Below are 20,268 nucleotides of genomic sequence, written 5' to 3'. Positions count from 1 at the left end.
GATAATGTCAGCTTCTATTTTCCGCGTACAGCGATTCCAGAAGGAGCGCTGTTTTTTCCGCACCATGCAAGTCTACGGGGGCGTCAGCGGTTGTTTTTTTCTGCGCTATGGCTTCTGAAACCAAGGACGCAAGCCTCTGCGGAACAAGGTCTGTTGTTTCCAGCAGTTTCAGGGCGCCTAAGCGTTCCAGCCTTTCAGAACGCATGCGCTGTTCACGGTTCTGGTCAAAAGGCAGCACAAAGCCGTATGTTCCAGCGGCAAGCAGATTCATGGTCGTATTGTAACCTGCCAGAGAAATAGAACTATCTGCCATTGCCAGATAATCGGCAAAGTGCGGAGTAAATCGCTCTACGCTGATATGTGCTGCATGTGCTGCGGCGGTTTTAATTTGTGTTGCTTCCTTGTGCGCCATAAAAGGTCCGGTAAAGACAAAAAGCTTATGCGGAGTAGTGCGTGCAAACAGAGCAGACGCTTTGACCGTGGCAAGCAGCAGCTCGAAGCCTACGCTGCCGCTGCCTGCACTGGCTACGATAACGGGAAGGTCCATTTTGATATCCAGCGCGTTGCGAAGCCGGTTGCCTGCATCTTTCTCCGGCAACGGCGTCACATACCCCGTGTCCAGCACTGTTGGCGCAATATCCCGTAAACGGGAGAACGTTTCGCCAAGGCGGACAACGGCAGGGTCTGTGTGTACAAAAACAGCGTCAAACCACTGGTTCAGTGCGTTGATAACACGCTGCTCATATTTAGCCTGATCTGCTTTTTCCACTAAAATATCGCGAACGCTGCATACGGTTTTTACCGATCCATAGCGGCCTTCTTTGACTGCATCCAGCAAGGGGGCAAGTTCGAACGAAAATTGTCTGCGCCCGAAAGGAAACAGTTCGATAAGCAGAATATCGGGGCGGGTACGCTGCATGATTTCCTGCAGTTGCAGGGCACGCTGTTTTTTTAACTGGTCAAGCAGGTGCTCCGCGTTTTCCGACTGATTCTTCCGGATATTCCCAGCAGCAGTTTCAGGCTTTATCGTCTCAGAATTTTGCGGCTGGCTGCTTATCGCAACGGCAGTTGAGCCGGAGGAGCTTTCTTCATGTACTGCGCTCTGACCGGCGGGTGTTACAACCCGCAGGGCAGAGAAATCAGCATCCATCATCAGCGGGGGCAACTGTTCGTTGCGCACATGCGGCGGCAGGGGGATATCCACAGGATGACCGCCAGTTACCAGTGTAATTTCATGTGCACTAAGGGCCTTGCATATTTCAAGGCTTCGAAAAAAATGCCCCATGCCGAGGACATGCTGGCAGTACAGAAGAATGCGCATTACAGGGGGCCGTTGAATTCCAGCAGCGAAAGCTTGCCGTTTTCCCAGCAGAAGCGGTGCAGTGCGCGTTTTTCAATGGGGTTGAACTTGCTCATGCTGAAGTCGTCATCAAGAAAATGCGAGATAAGCCCTTTGATGACGCCAAGATGGGTGACAACAAGAATTGTACCCTTTTCAGAGCCATTGTTTTTTTGCTGTGCCATTTCTGCGGCAGCATCATTCAGGCTTTCAAGGCTGCGCTTGAGAACGTTTGAGCGCACTTCTCCACCGGGAGGGCAGAAGTTCCAGCCGGCTTTTTCCTGACGATCAACTTCATCAGGTTCTTTTTCGCGCATTTCCTTAATGGTCATTCCTACCCATTTGCCCCAATCCTGTTCGCGAAGGCGAGGATCAGTCTTGATGGGAATATTGCGGGCGTCATTTACCGCTTTTGCAGTCAGGAAAGTACGCTGCAGGTCGGAAGAAATAACTTTGTCCCAATGACGGTTGCGCAGAGATTCTGCCCATTCACGGGTCTGTTCTATGCCCAGTTCAGACAGGGGAGTATCTGTGTGTCCCTGAATGCGTTTTTCTTCGTTCCAAGTTGTGCTGGCATGTCTTATCACAAGAAATTCGATCATCTCTTTTCCGGATGGGTACACGTGTTATCCGGTTTGGTTTTGCCGCAAATCCGGTTCATTATATTTAGCACGGTACCGTAGTTGGTGTTAAGTTGGTGCGTGGTGCGTACATGGATGCGGGCTTGATCCCCCAAAGTCCGTCGTATCTTGCCATCAGCAGCTAACAGGCCGATGGCGTGAGCAAAAGCGTCATTGTTCCATGATGGTGTGATGATGCCTGTTTTGCCTGTAAGCACCAGCTCGGGAGCACCGTCGTGGTCCCAAGCCACAACGGGTAATCCCGCGGCCTGAGCTTCCAGATACACCATTCCGAGCCCTTCGTTAATACCCGGAAATGCGAAAAGATCGGCTGAGCTGTAGTATTTATATAGTTTTTCCCGAGGGATAAGGCCGGTAAAATGGGCATTCCCAGCCAGAGCATATTTTGCGATACCTTCCATCCGCTCGCGCTCCGGCCCGTCACCGACCACCACCAGAATAATATCATCACCCCGGGCCCGAAGCCTTGCACATGCACTTATTACATGCTCAAGCCCCTGCGTTTTTACACCCTTGCGCAGCATTGCGACAGTCAGCACGACTGATGCGCCCCGCACATGCCACTCCTTGCGCAGTTCCGCACGGCTGCGCGAGTCAAATTTAAACATCTCTGTGTGAATGCCGGGGGGGATAAAACTGACTTTGGACTCCGGCAGCACTCGATGCAAGGCAGGCAGGTCGCGCCGTTTGTTTACAAAAACATGGGCGGCGGCCTGTAGTGCTTTTAGGTTTTTATCGTGCCCCCAACGGGCGCCTGACTCTTTGGCACGTTTGGGTGAATGCGCTCCGGCAAAGATGAAGTAAGGGACACCTGCTGCCGCAGCCACCGGTCCGAGGACATCTGGTGCACGCCAGTAGCTATGGTACGTGAGCCAGGCCGCAGGCTTTTTCATGCAGACAGAGGTGGCAACCTGTGCCTTTCTGTATAGGTATTTGGGCCATAGATGCGGTTTGCGCCATATTTTGTCGGTACCCAGATACGGGACATGATAAATGTGCTGCCCTTGCTGTTCCATGAAATTGCACAGGTCTTTTGCTATCGTAACATCACCCGATGTGCGAGGGTGGTCAAGTGGTTTGAAAGGTGTGCAGAAGCATAGGGTCACAGTGATTCTCCCGTGCTTATTGTCAGGCTGCGGCGTTGGATGAACCGTCAGGAATATCAGGACGTTTGTTGTTCTCTTTGGCGCGGGGCACACCATCAGCAGCAAAAATGTTGCCCAGTTCGGCGGTCAGTTTTTTGTTGTCAAAAACATTTTCTACGCGAGCTCTTGCGGCGGGAATGATTTTTTCCCTCAAGGCGGAGTTGGTTAAAAGACGCTCAAGCGCATCTGCCAATGAAGTGGCATCTCCCGGAGCAGCAAGCACACCCGTTTCTTCATGGCTGATCATTTCGGGTATGCCGGAAACCGTTGTGGATGCAACGGGCACGCCCAGCGCCATGGCTTCTGCAATTACGTTAGGTATGCCGTCCCGGTCGCCGTCCTTAGCTTCGATACACCCAAGCACAAAGGCGTGTACGCCCTTGTAGTGCTCCAGCACCTGCGTGTGGGTAAGCGTGCCTGTCATGGTCACGTGCCCTTCCATTCCGGCTGCTGCTATCTGTTGCTTCAGCCTGTTTCTGGCACTTTCTTTTCCGTCTCCTACCAGAAGCCAGCGTACGTCATGTCCGCGTTTGCGCAGCATTCCCAGTGCTTCTGCAACAATACCGAGCCCTTTTTTTTCCACAAAGCGCGCCACCGTCATTACTGTGTAGGGCGGAGGCGTTGCAGGTTGGCAAGCAGCAGGGTTGAACAGGCTTATATCAATGCCGTGATAAATTTTGTGTACGGGGGTGCTGCTGCTTAGCCTGTCCATATGGGTTTTGTTGTAGCCGGTGCACGTAACGGCAAAACGGGCATGGTCAAGTTTCAGCTTCAGCCGTTCCGGCGCCTGCGTGTATATGTCTTTGGCATGGGCGGTAAAGGTAAAAGGAACATTCAATAAGCGCGACGCATAAAGTGCCACAGACGAAGGGGTATGAGCAAAGTGTGCATGAAGGTGTCCGATGCCCATGTTTTCGTCCTGTGCCTTGTTCGCAAGATAGCACCCCTGCATGAAATGCTTGATCCATGTATGCAGCTTGTCCGTACCTTTGCAGCGTGAAAGCCATAAGCGGGCTGTTGCGGCAAAGCACCTCGGGTCACGGAAAAACCTTTTGAAGGTGTGCCATAACAGGGCTGGCAGGCCGAAGATCATGGATTCCGGAAGGTAGGTTACTTTTGCCTTGATGGCTTGAACAGACTCGTGCGTGAATGATTCACGCGGGGCGCGCATAGAAAAAATATGAATATGGAAGCCTTCTTTTTCCAACAGTCTTATTTCATTGGATATGAAGGTTTCTGAAATGCGGGGATAACCTTTCAGCACAAAACCGAGTGTCGGATTTGTGCTGCGTTTCAGGGATGTGTTGTTTGTCATGATTCGGGAAGTTCCTTTCGGAAAGCGGTAAGTCTGTTTTTGATGGACTCAAGGCCTGTCAGGGCGAAGTTCTCCATGGCCTGCTTCCACGGTGCAGGATTATCAAGCAAAGATATGATATGGCTGTGCATCAGTGCGGGGCTCATCTGGTCCCATTCTATATAATCTGCCAACCCTTCGCGGCGTAACATGCGTGCCCGGATCAGTTGCTCCTGTCTTGGTGTGTCCCTTGGAACGATCAGCGTGACTTTGCGCTGTGAAAGCACTTCGCAGATGGTGTTGTAGCCGCCCATGCTGACAACAAGGTCTGCTTTGGCCATCAGTTTTCCCGGCCTGTTATGGAATGTTTTGAATGCGACACCGGCACTTTTGGCCCGTTCTGCCAGCTCATCCTGCTTCGGCTTGGGCACAAACGGGCCGGAAACCATAATGGTGCGGAAGGGTAAGGGGCCGGATTCGGCCATTTTCATATAACAATCCAGCAGGGGGTAGCCGTCACCGCCGCCACCTGCCGTTACCAGCACCAGCCTGTCTCCATTACGGCGTGCCGGTACGGAGGCACAGGGCGCTTTAAAGTAGGAACGGCGGGGAAGGTAACCCGTAAAAACAAATTTATTATGCAGATACTCAGGAATACCATACTCATCCAGTACATTGTACAGATGTTTTTCGCCATAGACCCAGACCTCAGAATACAGATCTTCAATGACACGGAGGTAGTTTTTGGTTGCCCATTCCGCCTTGGTGGATTCGGAGTCGTCAAGGATGTCGCGCAGCCCCAGAATCACTTTGGTGGAAGGTCTGCTGGTCCGGAACCATTCCAGAATTGGACGGACTTCACCTTTCAGCCCCACCGGAACTTTATCCACAATAAACATGGCAGGGTCGAACGCCTTGGCCGTGGCAGTAATGATTTCCTGCCTGATGTTCAGCGCATGGTTGGGCGCAACTTTGATGGAGTGGGGTACATAGCTTGTGTTTGACTGTTTGATCATGCCGGGAATACGGACAAAATCTATGCCTTGGGGAAATGTGTAGCGGCCCGCAATGGGCGACCCCGTAAGGATCAGGATATTGACATCAGCATCAAGCAGTGCCTGAGCGATGGTCATGGTCCTGCGAATGTGCCCTAGTCCGTAGGTGTCGTGGGAATACATCAATATATTGTACGTGGAAGCCATGCGTCGTTCGTCTCTCTGCTCAGGGGATATCGTATGCCACCGTGGTGGAAAGCTGCGGCGTATCTTCGAGTTGGTCTTCTGTAATTCCGGACGTAACGCATTGTGATGCAGCTTCGCCCTTACGGTTCATCGCAATCAGAGTGGTGATGTTGTTGCGTGCGTATAGCGGGTCATTTGGGGAAATATCAGCTGCTGTTTTAAAATTGTGCAGAGCTGCCGGCAAGTCACCTTTCGCGTGTGCGATTGCGCCAAGGTTATTGAAAGCCTGTGCCATGCGGGGGGCCATACGTATTGCAGACCGAAACGCTGCTTCTGCTTCTTCTTGTTCACCCACGACATAGGCTCTGACACCTTCGATAAAGCTTTGCTGCGGAGCATCAGCGATGATGTGTTCCACCCCCTGACAAGGGCACCGATGCATCCTGCAGGGCGTGGGACCATTTTCCCGTTGTACACTACCTGCAATAATGTTGCCGAGCACTTTCTTGTCGCCTGGGCAGCGGAGTATTGTCCCGTCTGGCTCCATTCGCAGAAAAGTGTAACCGCCGTGGCAGGGCACGCCATGAAAGTTGAAAACTGTCTTTTTGCCGGCTTCAGGGTGCTCTGCAAAGATGGCTTTTGCGAGAGATCCGTAACTTTCCGGATACCGTTTACCCTCGTAATGACCTTTAAAAGGTCGCGGTGTGAGCGGCACCCCGTGACGTGCATAAAATTCTCTGTCCCGCAGAAAGCGTTCTGCCAGCTGGGGGTGTACCACATAGTTCACCTTTATGGTGAAGCCTTTTTCTGCAAGGGTATGGTAGTTTTTGATAAAAGCTTGAACACCATCTCTGCGTTCACGTTCCTCGATGTGCAGGGCCGCATAAATATCATGCACCCGGGCCGGGTCAATCCGCTCTGCGAAACGCCGGATGACAGGTGTCACGCTGAGGTTTGAATCAATTCCGATGAGATGTCTTTCTGTAAGCGCCTCGCACATATTGACGAAGTTCGGGTAGATGAAAGGCTCGCCCCCTGTAAGACCGACAAGCCACTCTCCTCCCGCTTCTTGTAGAAAGCTGATGAGCGAAGTTACGGGCAGTGTTTCTGTAATTGGCCTGTTATCATGAGGAAAATAGCAATAGTGACAAGTGAAGTTACACCTTCTTGTCATGTTCCAGAGTAATTGGGGACGGGTAAAATGCATGCTAATTCACTACACGAAGCTGTTTCCGAATGCCAGAGGCTTGGTAGAGTAATTGGGAAAAAATCTACTGGATTTTTGCGGCATACAAGAGTACTTGCTCCCCTCGGCTGCTCGGGATATGATCATTTTTTGTGCCCGCGGGCAGCAAGAATACAAAATCACAGCGTGTCGCCTGAATTCGGCAGCACTGTACAATATGGTTGTAATTGATGGATATTTCTATACTTTCTGAACTTAAAGAGTTTTTCACCGTGTGTGAGCATAAACCCGGTAAATTGAAAGTCCGGGTTGATCTGGCCATTGCCGCGCATCCCAAGGTTGCTATGCTTAAGGATGCAGGTCGGGGTGGTATTGCCGGAATTATCCGCACGAACATGAATTTGTTTACCCGTACGCTTACAGTTGAGTACGATACCCAGACTATCCCTTATGACAGCGTGCATACATTGCTGAATGATGATGATCCGGCTCGGCTTGAGCAGGTTGTCTCTGAATTGGCAGGCAGGCAAGGGGTAGTTGTCTGACGCCATCATTGTTCAGTTGAAAGCATGTGTCAGGCGCTGTCAGACAGTCTGGGGGACGGAGGTTCGCCGTGTTGCCGGATGTAGAAATGGATGCCGCAGAAAATGACTTGAAGCGTCGCGTTGCAGAGCTGGAAGCCCGCAACCGCGAGTTGGCGCATGAGTGTGAACAATACCGCAAGCGTGTTGATGTGTTAGAATCCGCCGTAGCCTTGAAAGAGGCTGCGGCGGATATTTTTTTGGGTGATACCGGGCGGGAAATTGTCTGGCTTCTGCGCGATGGCGCTTCTGGTGAATGTATTTTTTCCAGCTCGGAATTCGAAAGTTTTATAGGCTGTTCTGCCAATGCATTGCTTGAGGATTCCGCCGTGTTCTCACGCGTGGTTCACCCCGAAGATGCACAGGCTTTACGCCATCTTTTAGCTTTGGATTGTACGGCAACATTTAACTATAGTGTTTTCAGGTTGATCCCAACCTCCGGCGATGCACAGTTTACTGCCGTTCTGCACCGGAACCATGGGGGTGGCGGGAAGTGTTTGGACATGATTGTAGCTGCCCGGACAAGTAATTGGCGTCAGTTTTCTCTGAGTCGTTTTTCTGCCTTTTTCAGAGCTTTTTTTGATGCTGTTCCAGACTCTCTGTTATTACTGGATGCCGAAGCGAACATTCTTGCTGCAAACAAAGCCGCAACGGTACGCCACAGGCTGACGGAATATGAACACGGTTGTGAAGCCGGCCCGTTAAATCTGTCCGAAGCGACCATAGGAAAGGTGCTGAAGTCACTGCAACAGGCGCAGCAGATGAAATGCTCCGTATTCTTTCGCAATCTGGATCGTGAAAGATATTATGAATGTACAGTGTTTCCTGTCCCCGGCGGGCAGCCTGCGGTGCCGCTTTTCGGACTGCTGGAGCGGGACGTGACAGAGCGTGAGGCCGGACGTAGAAGTCTTGTGCAGATTAACAAGGAACTGGAAGGCAGAGTCAAACTGCGTACCGAGGCATTGGAAGCAGAAGTGCAGGAACGCAAGCGAGTAGAAGAAAGCTTGCTCCGTGAGCAGGAGTTCAACAGACTGCTTGTGCAATCCACTCCTAACCATGTGAGTGTCTTTAACGCTCAGGGGCAACTGATGTTTGCCAATAAGGCATGGCGCGTGTTCTATGGCCTACCTGCAGATGTTTGGATGGTTGATGACGCGGTCAGTCTTCTTTGCGGGCACTTTGGCAAAGTGGAAAGGGAAGTGCTGGAAAAAGGCGTTCGCGTGGAGTCGGAAGAACGTATTGTCGGAGCAGGTGGCAAACGCGAATGGTTTGACATAGTGCGGACTCCGCTGGTGATGCCCGACGGTGAAAAATTGCTTTTGACGCTTGGAATCAATGTTACCACAAGGGTTGAGGCCACCCGTGCCATGGAGGCGGTCCGTAAGACGCTGGAATTGCGTGTAAAGGAGCGTACAGCCGCACTGGGGCGCGTTAATGATCAACTGGAGCGTGAAATTGCGGAGCGCAAGCTGAATGAAGAACTGATTGTCCGGCACAGAAATCATCTTGAGGCCCTCATGAATGCTTTGGCCGAAGGTGCCTTGCTTCTGGATACCGGAGGAAGAATTATCACCATGAACATTACTGCGGCTAAGCTGCTCGGGGTTAACACGACAACAGGTTGCGGCAGTGTGTTTTTTGAGTATCTGGAAACGTCCTCCGATCCGCTTGTCTGGCGCGACGCCTTGCATGAAGTGCTTGAATCCATGATGTCGACACGTTTCGAAGTGCAGGCATTCGGGCTGGATCTTGATGTTACCTACTATCCTGTAAAAGGCGTTGCAGGCTGGGTTACCGGTGTGGCCGTATATATTGTGGATGTGACAGGCCAGAAGGAGGCATCCCGCCGTATGCGACGCCTTTCCGCTCAGGTGCTTTCCGCACAGGAAGAGGAACGTAAGCGCATAGGGCGAGAATTGCACGACTCTACCGCACAGACACTCTCCGGCATCAAGTTTATGATGGAAGGCGAGCGCAGCCGTATGGAGCAAGCCAATCTGGATTGGCCGATGGATAACCTGTCGCGTATTATCGGCTACCTGCAAGGCGCGATTGTTGAAACGCGCCGGATCATAATGGATCTGCGCCCGACGGTACTTGATGACCTCGGGCTTCTTGCGGCGCTGCGGTGGTTGCAGCAGGAAACAGGAGATATGCATTCGCTGAATATAACCAGCCATCTTGCCATGTCTGAAGCCGTGCTCAGCGAATCTCAGAAGTCGGTCTTGTTCCGGATAGCGCAGGAGGCGTTGAACAATGTTGCACGCCACAGCGGATCAGGATCTGCCAGAATAGGTCTGGAACAGGTGGGGAATGAGTGTGTCCTGACCATTACCGATAACGGCAAAGGGTTTGATTGTGATGGTGCGTATCGTGCAGGAATCGGTCTGGACAGTATGCGTGAACGGCTGGAACTGGTGTATGGCAGGCTGGAAATTGTTTCAGAGCCGGATATCGGCACTGTAGTGCGCGCCATCGTGCCGTTGGGACCTGATTGCTGATTTTTACTTTCCTTATTTGACCCGCAGCCTGCACGCAGCTATGTTCTTCTTCTATTTCAGCCCTTACGGCTGTATTCTGGAGGTAGCGTGCAGGAAGATACTCCCATTTGCCGTCAACATTGTGAGCACACAGAGGCTATTGACCGCGTAAGAGCGGCCATGTCTCCAGAAGATGATCTGGGGGCACTGGCTGAGCTTTTTAAAGTGCTTGGCGATAAAACCCGTGCGCGTATACTTGAGGCTCTGGCAGTAAGTGAGCTGTGTGTTTGTGATCTGGCAGCCATTCTTTGCCTCAGCCAGTCTGCTGTTTCTCATCAACTCAGACTTCTTCGGGCGTCCAAGCTGGTACGATATCGTAAAGAAGGAAAAAATGTGTTTTATGCGCTGGATGACGACCACGTGCGGCAGCTTTTCCGTCAAGCTCTCGATCATGTGCAGGAGTCACGGTAACACGGTTTTACATTAGAAAACAGGTAACGCGGTAGAGCCGGTGCATATAAGGAGGCTCAGGTGTCGAATAAGGCAGGATTGTTAAGCGTCGTTCTGGCGGCTGTATTGCTTGTGGCAATGCCCGTCTATGCCGAAACGTGGAGTGCCCCCAAGTGGAGAGGACAGACTGTCCATGTTCCTGTGTATTCACATGTTTATTACGGCAACAAGGAAAGCCGGTTTGCTCTGGCGACTACACTCAGTGTGCGAAATTCCTCTGCAGAACATACCATTGTGCTTGAGGAAGTCAGCTATCTGGACTCGGAGGGCAAGGTGGTGCACCGCTTTATTAAAGATGAAGTCAACATCACCGCGCTGGCAGGTGTCCGGTTTGTGGTGGCCGAAAATGACCTGAGCGGTGGTTCAAGTGCCCGCTTTATCGTCCGCTGGAGCAGTAAAAGCCCCGTACCTGCCCCGATTATTGAAGGGGTTATGATAGGCACGGCTTCATCTCAGGGGATTTCATTTGTAACCGGCGGCGTGCCGCTGGAAGGTCGTAAGTGACGCTCTTGTAGAGCTGTTTCTTCGTTTTGATGTGGGAGATAACAGGTGACCAGAAGCACAGTTCGTTTTGCTCCGGGCGGGGTAAAACATCAGCGCGTGCGCGAAGAAATTGCAGATCAACTGCGTGAGTTGATTGCCCGCGGCGAGTTGCGCCGTGGGGATAAATTGCCTGCGGAAAGGCAGCTTGCAGCGGCTTTGAGCGTGTCCCGACATTCCGTGCGCGAAGCTATCCGTTCTTTAGAACAACAAGGCGTGCTTGCCAGCCGCAGAGGAGATGGCACCTATGTGCTGGATGACAGGCAGGAGCTGCTGTACGGGCCGCTCGGCATGGCTGTTGAACAGCGCAATATTCAGGAAGTTCTGGAGTTTCGTAAACTTTTGGAACCCCAGATTGCCAGTCTTGCCGCGCGTAACATAACCGATGCCGATATCGGCCTGCTGCGTGAAAAGCTTAATGAACAGAAGGCTGTTATCGCGGAGGGCGGTTCCGGTTCGGCCCATGACGCTGAATTTCATTTGCTGATTGCAAAAGCCACAGGCAACAGAGTGCTTTACGAGGTTTTGGTACGTATCCACGACATTGTAAGCGAAAGCCGTGATTTTACGCTGCAGACCGAAGAACGGCGTGATTGGGCGGTGATGACGCATGAGCGGGTATTGGAAGCTCTGATGAATCGTGACCCGGAGGCGGCTTTCCGCGAGATGCACGCACACATCGATTATGTAGAGCAGATTGCGTTGCAATGGATTGACTAATTTTGCCTGTATGTAGTTTTTTTTAGTAACACTCTTGCTCTCAGATGCGGTGTACGGTATCGGTTTGGGCAGTCAATCAAAAAGGCATTTACAGTCGCCGGCGGTGCTAAACGCAGGGTTTCGGGCCTTAGGATATAGTCCGGCTGTCGGTGATGACACACTTTTCACACCAGCATCAAACAGTTAGGAGGTTGCTCCTGCATGAAAGAAGTTCGCGAAAACGCAAAAGAACTGATGAAAGGCTTTTGCAGAGTCTGTCCTGTCTGTAACGGAAAAGCCTGTGCCGGTGAAGTTCCGGGCATGGGTGGCCTGAATACGGCTTCAGCTTTTCGTAATAACGTTGAGGCGCTGGCTGCGGTGCAGCTGAACATGCGCCTTATTCACGACGCAGTGCAGCCTGATACCGCGACCGATGTTCTCGGGATTCCCCTCTCAATGCCTGTAATGGCTGCTCCCATCGGCGGCGTTTCATTCAACATGGGCGGCGGTATTACAGAAGAAGAGTATGTGGACGCCATTCTTGGCGGCTGTAAGGAGCAGGGCGTCATAGGCTGTACTGGCGACGGCGTGCCTCCGTTTATTATCGATGCCGGTATGGACGGCATTGCCAAGGTCGACGGTCATGGCATTCCCTTTATCAAGCCGTGGGATAGTGAAGAGCTGGATCAGAAACTGGATCGCGCTCTGGCTTCCGACTGTTCTGTTGTCGGTATGGATATTGATGCTGCGGGGCTTGTTACCTTGCGCAAGATGGGACGCCCTGTTTCGCCCAAAACTGCTGCAGAGCTGAGAGCTATTGTTGAAAAAGTGCACGCAGCAGGTCGTAAATTTATTCTCAAAGGCATTATGACCGTTGTGGATGCCCAGCTGGCTGTTGAGGTCGGGGCGGATGCCATTGTGGTTTCCAACCATGGCGGACGAGTTCTTGATCATACTCCCGGTGGTGCGGAAGTGCTGCCCGAAATCGCAGATGCCGTGAAGGGCCGTATTACTATTATGGCTGACGGCGGTGTGCGCGACGGGTTTGATGTTATTAAAATGCTTGCCCTCGGCGCAGACGTGGTGCTTATCGGCAGGCCGTTCAGCATTGCTGCGGTAGGTGGCAAGGCAGAAGGCGTTGCCAAGTATCTTGAGTCACTACGTGGACAGTTGGTTCAGTCCATGGTGCTTACAGGCTGCAAGACGGTCAGAGACATCGGCAGGCACATCCTGCGCGGATTCTAACGTCAATGAGATGCCCGCTGCCGATGGTGGCGGGCTTTTTACTGAATAAATAGCGCCAAGGTCATCTTATCATGATTGCGTCTCTTGTATTATGCCTTGTGCTGGGGGCCTTTGCAGGCGTACTGGCAGGCTTATTGGGAATCGGCGGGGGGCTGGTGATAGTTCCCATGCTGACTTTTTCGTTTACGTGGCAAGGCGTTCCGCACGAGCATATTCTGCATCTGGCGCTGGGCACTTCCATGGCCACGATTATTTTTACATCCATCTCCAGCATGCGCGCGCATAATCAACGAGGCGCCGTGTTGTGGTATGCGGTAAAGGCCACTGCACCCGGCATTCTGGTAGGTACGTTTGCCGGAGCTTTTATTGCTTCTGCTCTTTCCACCAATTTTCTGAAAGGCTTTTTCGGGTGTTTTCTGCTGTATGTGGCAGCTCAGATGCTGCTTGATATCAAGCCCAAAGGGACACGCCAGTTGCTCGGTTCTGCCGGAATGATTGCCGCGGGAAGCGGGATCGGAGTGCTTTCAAGCCTTGTGGGTATCGGTGGTGGAACTTTGACTGTTCCTTTTCTTACATGGTGCAATGTTACAATCCATAAAGCCATCGGCACTGCTGCCGCCATAGGATTTCCTCTCGCCATTTCGGGCGCGCTAGGCTATGTAATTAGCGGGTGGGGCCAGCCGACCCTGCCCGAATACTCTGTCGGGTACGTCTATCTGCCCGCGATGGTTGGTATTGTATGCGCCAGTATGCTTACCGCCCCTGTAGGGGTGCGGCTTGCTCATAGCCTGCCTGTACCCCGCCTTAAGCGTATTTTTGCTGCGCTACTTATTGTGGTGGGTACAAAGATGCTGCTGAGCCTTTTTTAGGCTTATCTTCCCGATAGAGTTCTCACGCAACCCCCGGTGCCGGCCGGGGGTTTTTTTGTGCCCGAGTGCAGGGACTTATGATATATTGGGTTTACTTTATCAAAATATAACGATGGATTTGCGAATGAAAATAAGCCCACTGCCTGTGTGTTTTGTAGTACTATGTCTGACAGGTTTCTTTTATGGGGCAGCCTGTGCACAAGGTACAAGCTTTTCTGCCCGCAACCTGAATATATTGTTGTGGCAATCTGAAACGATGCAGGATGCATGGCTTATGGAAGGTGCACCTACATGCGCACAGGTGCGCGGCAAGGCCGGATTGATAACTGAAGCGGCTTCCGGCCTGAGCGAAGAGCTGGCGGTGATGCGGGCTGAATATTACAGATTCGCCGGATCGTGCGGCTCTGGAAGCTGCGTATGCGCGTATCCGGCGCGGAGTTGCTGATCTGCAAAAAAAGATATCGCAGGCTTTAGCCGTTTGTACATCAGGAGGACGCAGTGCTCCCCTGCAGGATACAGGTATGGATGAAATGATCCGGATGGAAGTGATGCGCTTTTTTGCGATCATGAGCACAGGGTGCTCACATGTGGCAAAGGCTGTTCCCGCCGCAGCTGTCGATTGCCGCAACTAGCGGCAGATTTTTCAGGAGGCGCGGTCAGCGCGAAGATTTGGGTCTGCAATCAGGGCACAGTCCGTACAGGTACATTTTATGTCCTGTCAGACGAAAATCGTGCTTCACAGCAAGTTGTTCCTGCAGCTGCTCGAGCGTTTCATCTAGAAACTCGACAGTTGTACCGCACCGTTCACAGATAAGATGATCATGGTGGTCATCTTCTACATAGCGCTCATAGCGGGTGGATGCTCCGCCGCTGTGAAACTCGCGGGCAAGACCCGCATCAACGAGCAGGCGCAGGTTGCGGTAAACCGTGGCAAGGCCGATGCGTCGCCCTTGCGTTGCCAGACGTGCAGCAAGCTCTTCGCAGGTGACATGTTCTTCGGTGGTCCACAGTGCGTGCACCACAGCTTCTCGCTGCTGGGTCCATTTCATCCGCTTTTCGGCGATGAAGTCTTGAAACATTCTTGTGTAGTGCTGCATGGAATCACCTTTTTGTCAGTTTACGGAAAAATAATAGAAATAGCGCGGCAATGCCAGTCGTGAAAATGGTTTTCATCTTGAGGAGAAGGTTATGCGCAACGGAACTGTGCTTTGGGCTCTTTTACTGCTGCTTTGGGCCTGTGCGCCGCTGAACGGGTTTGCAGCAGGAACTCCGGTGATGCGCATTTCATTGGAAAATACCGAAAGCCATATGCAGACAGGCGTGGTCCGGACCTTTGCCCAAAGAGTTAATCAGGAGCTTGAAGGCAAACTCAAAGTGGTTGTTTATTCCAATGCACGGCTTTTCAGAGACAGAGATGCTGTCTACGCACTGGCGCAGGGAAAAGTTGAAATGATTGTGCCGGGCACGTGGAATATTGCGCGAATTGAGCCTTCGGTTAACCTTTTCATGATGCCTGTTTTTTATGGCAGGAGTGCGCAGGATGTTTATGCACTGCTTGAAAGTCCTGTCGGGGATAAGCTGGCTGAAAAAATTGAAAAAACAATAAATGCTAAGGTGCTAGGGGTATGGCTTGATCTGGGGCATACCCAGATGTTTACTCTTTCCAGACCGCTTACAGCAGCCCGCTATGTTGAAGGAATGACTATCAGGGTTGCGGGTGGAATTAGCAATGAAATGCGCATCAGCGCTCTTGGCGGGCTTCCGCGTATAATTGCCTGGCCTGACCTGCCTGCCTGGCTTGAATCCGGCTCGGTGGACGGAGTGCTTACATCGTACGAAACGGTAGCCAGTGCAAAATTGTGGGAATACGGACTGCGCTACGCATTCGAAGATAATGAATATTTTGCCCAGTATGTTCCGATAGTCAGTGCGCGGTTCTGGAACGGGCTGCCCGTTGGGATACGTGAGGTAGTGCAAAGGATTTGGGATGAGGTTGCGCTGGAAGGAAGGCTACAGGCGGCCGAAGCACAAGAAAGAGCAAAAAATATTCTGCAGAGAGAGGGCCTGCAGATAACGGTACCCAGCCGGAGGCAGGTGCGGATGTTGCGTGAGCGGGTGTTGCCCAGACAGGATGAGATTGCGCAGGCAACACATGTGGACATGGAGTTGCTCCGGAGTACGGAGGAGTTTTTCAGACAACTGGAGGATGGCAACGGTGTCCCGTAAGCTGGATATAGCCCGAGGTAAGCTGGCTGCAGTTCTGGTTGCCGTAGTGCTTACGGTGATGGCTTTCTTTTTTGCTTTTGATGCAATCAGAAATGCCCGCTCTCAAGCGCTGGCCAAAGCCCAGTTGGAACTTGGCAGAGTTCTGGCGACATTCTCAGCCGAAGTTTCTCATGCCTTGGATATGGTACAGATGCTACTGAATATTCAGGCAGAAGGAATTCATATTTCACAGGCAAGCAGGTTTGTTTTGCACCCGCATATAAACAACGTGCTGGTCTACTCAAAAACCGGTGAAGAGACGTTTGCTCAATTTGAAGGCAGGCTCAAACTAAACAGAGATCTGGTTGAACTGCTGTGGCGGGAACTGCTTCAGACGCAAGGCAGCCCGCGTGTAGTTGCCGTACAAGGCAAAGAAGCATACCCGCAGATTGTCATGTATCGTAGTGGTCAGGATGCGGCCGGTAATCAGGTACTTTTTTGCGGCCTTGTGGATACCCAGTATCTGACAGAGCGCTTTTTGGACGGATCGCTTTCCACAGCGTTTACCGTGGGGCTTGTTCGGGCAGACGGAGCTTTGCTGGTTGCATGGAACGATATGCGTTCATCATTGCGTGGAATGTCTCTCGCATCTCTGGACGTACCGCCGTCAGTTAGTCAGCAGCTGCTGCAGGGCGTCGGCACACGCCGGATAAAAACAGAAGACGCATTATATGAAGCGACTCTTATCCCTTCATACCCCTTGTACATCGTAGCCAGTGCGCGGATTGTTGACGTGTTCAGCCCCTTGCAGTCGGGAATGATGCGTGTTGTTGCTCTGACCGCAGGGCTGTGGTTTGCAGGGATCATTCTGGTGCTTATGGGGTATAAATATACTGTTCGTCATTATGATCTTGAAGTCGCAGAAATGCAGGCCGCTCAACGCGAAGAGTTGGCTCGTCTGTTGAAAACTCTGGTGGTGGAAGTGCAGCTTGCACCGGGGCCTGACAGCGCCATGGAGATTTTTCTCAGGAAGTTGTGCCAGCAGACCAGTTGGAACCTCGGCGCCGTCTGGCTGGCGGAGCATGAAGGGCGTAGCAGACTGGTGCTGTATCAACACGAATCATTCTATCCTATTCTGGCTAAGTACAATCCGGAACTGACGGCTAAACAATCCTTATCTGCGTATATGGAAAACCTGCTCGGCAATCTGAATACAGAGGACGAGAAGGATGTGATGGTTGTAGAAGATGTTAGCGTAGACGAAAGATTTTCGCGTTATTTCGGTGATGGAAAAGATGGCGGCTTCTCTCTGAAGATGAAAACTATCCTGCGCGGGTGCTGCGTGGCGCAGGTGCACCGTGCTTCAACTGGGCTTATCCGCGTGGCGCTGTTTTCATTGGAAAAGGCTGAGCCCACTTCCAATGTGGCGAACCTGCTGGCTCAGATTATGCCGCTTCTGGGGCCGGTGCTGGAAAGCAAACTGGCAGAGGTATACCTGCGTGAGCGTGAAGTTCTTTTTAGAAATATGTACGAAAATTCCGCCCTTGTTCAGTTAGTTATCGACCCTGATAACGGTGCGGTGCTGGACGCGAACAAGGCCGCATGCAGTTTTTATGAATACAGCCGTAAGGAGTTTTGTCAGCTCTTTCTGTATGACGTGTGGACTGCCGACAGAGATGAAATCGATGCAATCATGACTGCATCAACAGAACTCTATACCGGACTTCACCAGCAGCAACATGTTTCCTCATCTGGCAGGATTCATGATGTGGAAGCATATCTGGGCCGTGTGCCGTGGCAAGGGCGAGATGTTTTACTTTGTGCGGCATTTGATAAGACCGGCTTAAAACAGATGGAAGCTGCACTTGCCAAGAGCGAACAACAACTGTCCGTTCTGCTGGAAGTATTGCCGCTGCCTGTGGCGCTGCTTGATGCTGATGGCCTGGTGCAGCGTGTTAACAAGTCCTTTACAGATCTGTTCGGCATGTCGGTATCTGATTGTATCTCCGGCAAGCTCAGCCAGATGGGTATGGAAAACATTCATGAAGAATCGTGCCCTTTAGAAATTGAGAGTGTCCTTGATCTAAGCAGTAAAGTGCCTCAGGAAGTACGCCTGCGCACGTCTTCCGGTGACGAATTGTTTGCGCTTGTGCACCTTGTACCTTTGGATGTGCGAGGCAGTAATATTTTCTATGCTGCTTTTATTGTTGACCTTACAGAACGACGTCGTATGGACGAGCGCCTTGTGCAGAGTGAAAAAATGAGCTCCATCGGCGGACTTGCCGCGGGAATGGCTCATGAGATTAACAATCCCCTTGGTGCCATTCTGCAGGGAGCGCAAAATATAATGCGTCGCCTTGAGCCTGACAGGCCGGATAATACTTTCGCTGCTCAGGCGTGCGGATGCTCACTTGATGCTATTCTGCAGTATCTGGAATCAAGAGGTATATTGCGCTTTATCGAAGGTGTCCGGTCTTCAGCTTTCAGAGCTGCACAGATTACAGCTAATATGCTGAAGTTCAGCAGGCCATGTTCCGGTGCATGGGGATATGTGCCTGTCGAGCAACTTATCGATGTTGCACTTGAGCTTGTAGCTACTGACTATAATTTGAAAAAAAGATATGACTTCAAAAAAATACAGATTATCAAAGATTGTGCTGACGGAATGCAGAGCATTTACTGCATAGCATCTGAGATAGAACAGGTGCTGCTTAATCTGCTTGGCAATGCCGCTCAGGCGATGTTTGCTGCCGAGGTTACTTCCCCTGTAATTATTGTGCGGGCCTGGCAGGAAAAGGACGAGGCCGTTATCGAAGTGGAAGATAATGGCCCGGGCATGACTCGGGATGTCGCAAAGCGGGCTTTTGAGCCGTTTTTTACCACAAAGGAACCGGGCATGGGGACGGGACTCGGATTGGCTGTGTCGTACTTTATCATCACTGCCAACCATAAGGGTTCAATAAGTGTGCAAAGTAAAGCTGATCAGGGTGCTGTATTTCAAATACGGCTGCCAGTCAGTGTTGCTGACTGCCCTCCTCCTGCCGATCTGCTGACGGAGAATTCTGATGATCAAAGTGTTTCCGAATGACGTTGTACCTTTCTGCAAGAGAGCTATGAGTCTTTACACTGTTGCGGCTTTGGCCGCACTTTGTTTGTTTATAACCGGTTGCGCCGATGACTCTGTGTCAAAATCTGAAAGTATAGACAGTAAAACTTATGAAGAGATTGAGGCTCTCGCAAAGGGGAGCACTGTCCGGTTTTATATGTGGGGTGGTTCCGCCCAGATCAATGCATGGGTGGATGGATACGTTGCCAAAGAGATGAAGCTGCGCCACGATATTACCGTAGAGCGTATCCCTATGGATGCTTCTGTCTTTGTAAATAAGTTGCTGACAGAGAAGGCAGCAGGCAAGAACACTGGAACTATAGATGTCTTATGGATAAACGGAGAAAATTTTCGCAATGCCCGGGAAGGCGGCGTACTGTACGGTCCTTTCGCAGATAAATTACCTAATATGAAGTATGTTGATGCTTCTTCCGCTGCAACTGATTTCGGTTATCCCGTAAACGGATACGAAGCGCCTTATGGCAGGGCGCAATTTGTTTTTGAGTATGACAGCGCCCGTATATCTTCTCCGCCAAGAACTTTCGCTGCTCTGAAAAAATGGATAATGCAGAATCCCGGCAGGTTCACATATCCGCAGCCACCTGACTTCACGGGCTCTGCTTTTTTACGTCAGGTTTTGTATGCTGTATCCGGTGGATACCAGCAATTTATGGGCGGTTATGATGAAGCGTTGTGGGCAAAAAAGTCGTCTGAACTCTGGCGGTGGCTTAATGATGTAAAGCCGTTTCTGTGGCAGCAGGGGGTAAGCCAGCCAAAGGACCCGGCTGCACTGGATACGCTGTTTGCGCGGGGCGAAGTGGATTTTAACATGGCGTACCATCCCAGCCATGCACAAAGCAAAATTCTGGAAGGAACGTATCCTGATACCGTGCGTACGTTCGTACTGTCCGAAGGTTCGATATTTAACACTCACTTTACCGCTATTGCCTTCAACGCGCCGAACAAAGCAGGGGCTATGGTCTTGTCTAACTTTTTGCTTTCTCCCGAAGCACAGGCGCATAAATTTAATCCGGAAAACTGGGGAGACTATCCTGTTGTGGAGTCTTCCAAACTGGCTCCGCACCATAAATCGCTTTTCAATGCTGTTTCATTAGGCAAAGCCACACTTTCGCCTGAGATTCTGGCTTCTCATGCCGTTCCGGAAATTCCCTCCACCTGGCTTGAGGCTATCGAGGCGGGGTGGGATAAACATGTGTTGCGTGTTCCCTGACGTACGTCTTGACGTG

18 protein-coding genes are annotated in these 20,268 nt (G+C 51.5%); 11 read left to right on the top strand and 7 right to left on the bottom strand.

Annotation, left to right across the window (positions count from 1 at the left end; genetic code table 11):
• Positions 1-7: 7 nt before the first annotated feature.
• Genes ACK5LI_RS09480 through ACK5LI_RS09455 form a run of 6 tightly spaced genes read right to left on the bottom strand, consistent with a single transcriptional unit; the run spans position 8 to position 6,774 of the window.
• On the bottom strand, positions 8-1,321 hold the full coding sequence (locus tag ACK5LI_RS09480; RefSeq protein WP_416948603.1) for a glycosyltransferase family protein: 1,314 nt from the start codon (positions 1,319-1,321) through the stop codon (positions 8-10).
• The gene (locus ACK5LI_RS09475) at positions 1,321-1,941 is read right to left on the bottom strand and encodes a histidine phosphatase family protein (RefSeq protein ID WP_416948601.1); all 621 of its coding nucleotides are present in this window, start codon (positions 1,939-1,941) and stop codon (positions 1,321-1,323) included. The genes ACK5LI_RS09480 and ACK5LI_RS09475 overlap by 1 nt, the downstream gene beginning before the upstream one ends.
• A complete protein-coding gene (locus tag ACK5LI_RS09470; RefSeq protein WP_416948599.1) occupies positions 1,938-3,086 on the bottom strand; it encodes a glycosyltransferase family 4 protein in 1,149 nt (382 codons plus the stop codon). Before ACK5LI_RS09470 ends, ACK5LI_RS09475 begins: the two co-directional genes overlap by 4 nt.
• Positions 3,087-3,108: 22 nt before the next feature.
• Positions 3,109-4,440 carry a glycosyltransferase gene (locus ACK5LI_RS09465; RefSeq protein ID WP_416948597.1) on the bottom strand — a complete coding sequence of 444 codons (1,332 nt, stop codon included), beginning with the start codon at positions 4,438-4,440 and terminating at the stop codon, positions 3,109-3,111.
• Positions 4,437-5,621 (bottom strand): glycosyltransferase family protein, encoded by a 1,185-nt coding sequence (locus tag ACK5LI_RS09460; protein ID WP_416948594.1) that lies wholly within the window; start codon positions 5,619-5,621, stop codon positions 4,437-4,439. The genes ACK5LI_RS09465 and ACK5LI_RS09460 overlap by 4 nt, the downstream gene beginning before the upstream one ends.
• 19 nt (positions 5,622-5,640) lie before the next feature.
• Positions 5,641-6,774: a radical SAM protein gene (locus ACK5LI_RS09455; protein ID WP_416948592.1), complete on the bottom strand. Its 1,134-nt coding sequence runs from the start codon at positions 6,772-6,774 to the stop codon at positions 5,641-5,643.
• 242 nt (positions 6,775-7,016) lie between these two features.
• On the opposite strand from ACK5LI_RS09455, the gene ACK5LI_RS09450 reads away from it, so the two are divergent.
• The 8 genes from ACK5LI_RS09450 (at position 7,017) to ACK5LI_RS09415 (ending at position 14,155) form a co-directional block, all read left to right on the top strand.
• Positions 7,017-7,331 (top strand): hypothetical protein, encoded by a 315-nt coding sequence (locus ACK5LI_RS09450; protein ID WP_416948590.1) that lies wholly within the window; start codon positions 7,017-7,019, stop codon positions 7,329-7,331.
• Between the two features lie 68 nt (positions 7,332-7,399).
• On the top strand, positions 7,400-9,868 hold the full coding sequence (locus tag ACK5LI_RS09445) for a PAS domain-containing protein (protein WP_416948588.1): 2,469 nt from the start codon (positions 7,400-7,402) through the stop codon (positions 9,866-9,868).
• An 87-nt stretch (positions 9,869-9,955) separates the two neighbouring features.
• The gene (locus ACK5LI_RS09440) at positions 9,956-10,318 is read left to right on the top strand and encodes an ArsR/SmtB family transcription factor (RefSeq protein ID WP_416948586.1); all 363 of its coding nucleotides are present in this window, start codon (positions 9,956-9,958) and stop codon (positions 10,316-10,318) included.
• 60 nt (positions 10,319-10,378) lie between these two features.
• On the top strand, positions 10,379-10,861 hold the full coding sequence (locus tag ACK5LI_RS09435; protein WP_416948584.1) for a DUF3124 domain-containing protein: 483 nt from the start codon (positions 10,379-10,381) through the stop codon (positions 10,859-10,861).
• Positions 10,862-10,906: 45 nt separating this feature from the next.
• A complete protein-coding gene (locus tag ACK5LI_RS09430; protein WP_416948582.1) occupies positions 10,907-11,617 on the top strand; it encodes a FadR/GntR family transcriptional regulator in 711 nt (236 codons plus the stop codon).
• Positions 11,618-11,818: 201 nt separating this feature from the next.
• Positions 11,819-12,841, top strand: coding sequence for an alpha-hydroxy-acid oxidizing protein (locus tag ACK5LI_RS09425; protein WP_416948581.1), 1,023 nt, complete (start codon positions 11,819-11,821; stop codon positions 12,839-12,841).
• A gap of 71 nt (positions 12,842-12,912) precedes the next feature.
• Positions 12,913-13,710 (top strand): sulfite exporter TauE/SafE family protein, encoded by a 798-nt coding sequence (locus ACK5LI_RS09420; protein WP_416948579.1) that lies wholly within the window; start codon positions 12,913-12,915, stop codon positions 13,708-13,710.
• 124 nt (positions 13,711-13,834) lie between these two features.
• Positions 13,835-14,155: a hypothetical protein gene (locus ACK5LI_RS09415; protein ID WP_416948577.1), complete on the top strand. Its 321-nt coding sequence runs from the start codon at positions 13,835-13,837 to the stop codon at positions 14,153-14,155.
• A 211-nt stretch (positions 14,156-14,366) separates the two neighbouring features.
• Here the strand turns inward: ACK5LI_RS09415 and ACK5LI_RS09410 are convergent, their stop codons facing one another.
• Positions 14,367-14,807 (bottom strand): Fur family transcriptional regulator, encoded by a 441-nt coding sequence (locus tag ACK5LI_RS09410; RefSeq protein ID WP_416948575.1) that lies wholly within the window; start codon positions 14,805-14,807, stop codon positions 14,367-14,369.
• A gap of 91 nt (positions 14,808-14,898) precedes the next feature.
• Here ACK5LI_RS09410 and dctP point away from each other — a divergent pair, with 91 nt between their 5' ends.
• From dctP to ACK5LI_RS09395, 3 genes are read left to right on the top strand one after another with little or no spacing between them, the layout of a single operon-like run.
• On the top strand, positions 14,899-15,936 hold the full coding sequence (gene dctP / locus ACK5LI_RS09405; protein ID WP_416948573.1) for a TRAP transporter substrate-binding protein DctP: 1,038 nt from the start codon (positions 14,899-14,901) through the stop codon (positions 15,934-15,936).
• Complete coding sequence (locus ACK5LI_RS09400; RefSeq protein ID WP_416948571.1) at positions 15,926-19,003, top strand: ATP-binding protein; 3,078 nt, start codon at positions 15,926-15,928, stop codon at positions 19,001-19,003. Before dctP ends, ACK5LI_RS09400 begins: the two co-directional genes overlap by 11 nt.
• Positions 19,004-19,028: 25 nt before the next feature.
• Positions 19,029-20,252, top strand: coding sequence for an ABC transporter substrate-binding protein (locus tag ACK5LI_RS09395; protein ID WP_416948569.1), 1,224 nt, complete (start codon positions 19,029-19,031; stop codon positions 20,250-20,252).
• Positions 20,253-20,268 lie beyond the last annotated feature (16 nt).

It is taken from the genome of Oleidesulfovibrio sp. (assembly GCF_047973035.1).
Classification (GTDB): Bacteria; Desulfobacterota; Desulfovibrionia; order Desulfovibrionales; family Desulfovibrionaceae; genus Oleidesulfovibrio.
The sequence above is the reverse complement of the archived record's forward strand: the minus strand, read 5'-3'. Positions and strand labels throughout refer to the sequence as shown.

Bases quoted from the DNA above. Each gene is read 5' to 3' on its own strand.
- ACK5LI_RS09480 (WP_416948603.1), bottom strand. From the start codon at position 1,321: ATGCGCATTCTTCTGTACTGCCAGCATGTCCTCGGCATGGGGCATTTT.
- ACK5LI_RS09475 (WP_416948601.1), bottom strand. From the start codon at position 1,941: ATGATCGAATTTCTTGTGATAAGACATGCCAGCACAACTTGGAACGAA.
- ACK5LI_RS09465 (WP_416948597.1), bottom strand. From the start codon at position 4,440: ATGACAAACAACACATCCCTGAAACGCAGCACAAATCCGACACTCGGT.
- ACK5LI_RS09460 (WP_416948594.1), bottom strand. From the start codon at position 5,621: ATGGCTTCCACGTACAATATATTGATGTATTCCCACGACACCTACGGA.
- ACK5LI_RS09455 (WP_416948592.1), bottom strand. From the start codon at position 6,774: ATGACAAGAAGGTGTAACTTCACTTGTCACTATTGCTATTTTCCTCAT.
- ACK5LI_RS09450 (WP_416948590.1), top strand. From the start codon at position 7,017: ATGGATATTTCTATACTTTCTGAACTTAAAGAGTTTTTCACCGTGTGT.
- ACK5LI_RS09425 (WP_416948581.1), top strand. From the start codon at position 11,819: ATGAAAGAAGTTCGCGAAAACGCAAAAGAACTGATGAAAGGCTTTTGC.
- ACK5LI_RS09420 (WP_416948579.1), top strand. From the start codon at position 12,913: ATGATTGCGTCTCTTGTATTATGCCTTGTGCTGGGGGCCTTTGCAGGC.
- ACK5LI_RS09415 (WP_416948577.1), top strand. From the start codon at position 13,835: ATGAAAATAAGCCCACTGCCTGTGTGTTTTGTAGTACTATGTCTGACA.
- ACK5LI_RS09410 (WP_416948575.1), bottom strand. From the start codon at position 14,807: ATGCAGCACTACACAAGAATGTTTCAAGACTTCATCGCCGAAAAGCGG.
- dctP (WP_416948573.1), top strand. From the start codon at position 14,899: ATGCGCAACGGAACTGTGCTTTGGGCTCTTTTACTGCTGCTTTGGGCC.
- ACK5LI_RS09395 (WP_416948569.1), top strand. From the start codon at position 19,029: ATGAGTCTTTACACTGTTGCGGCTTTGGCCGCACTTTGTTTGTTTATA.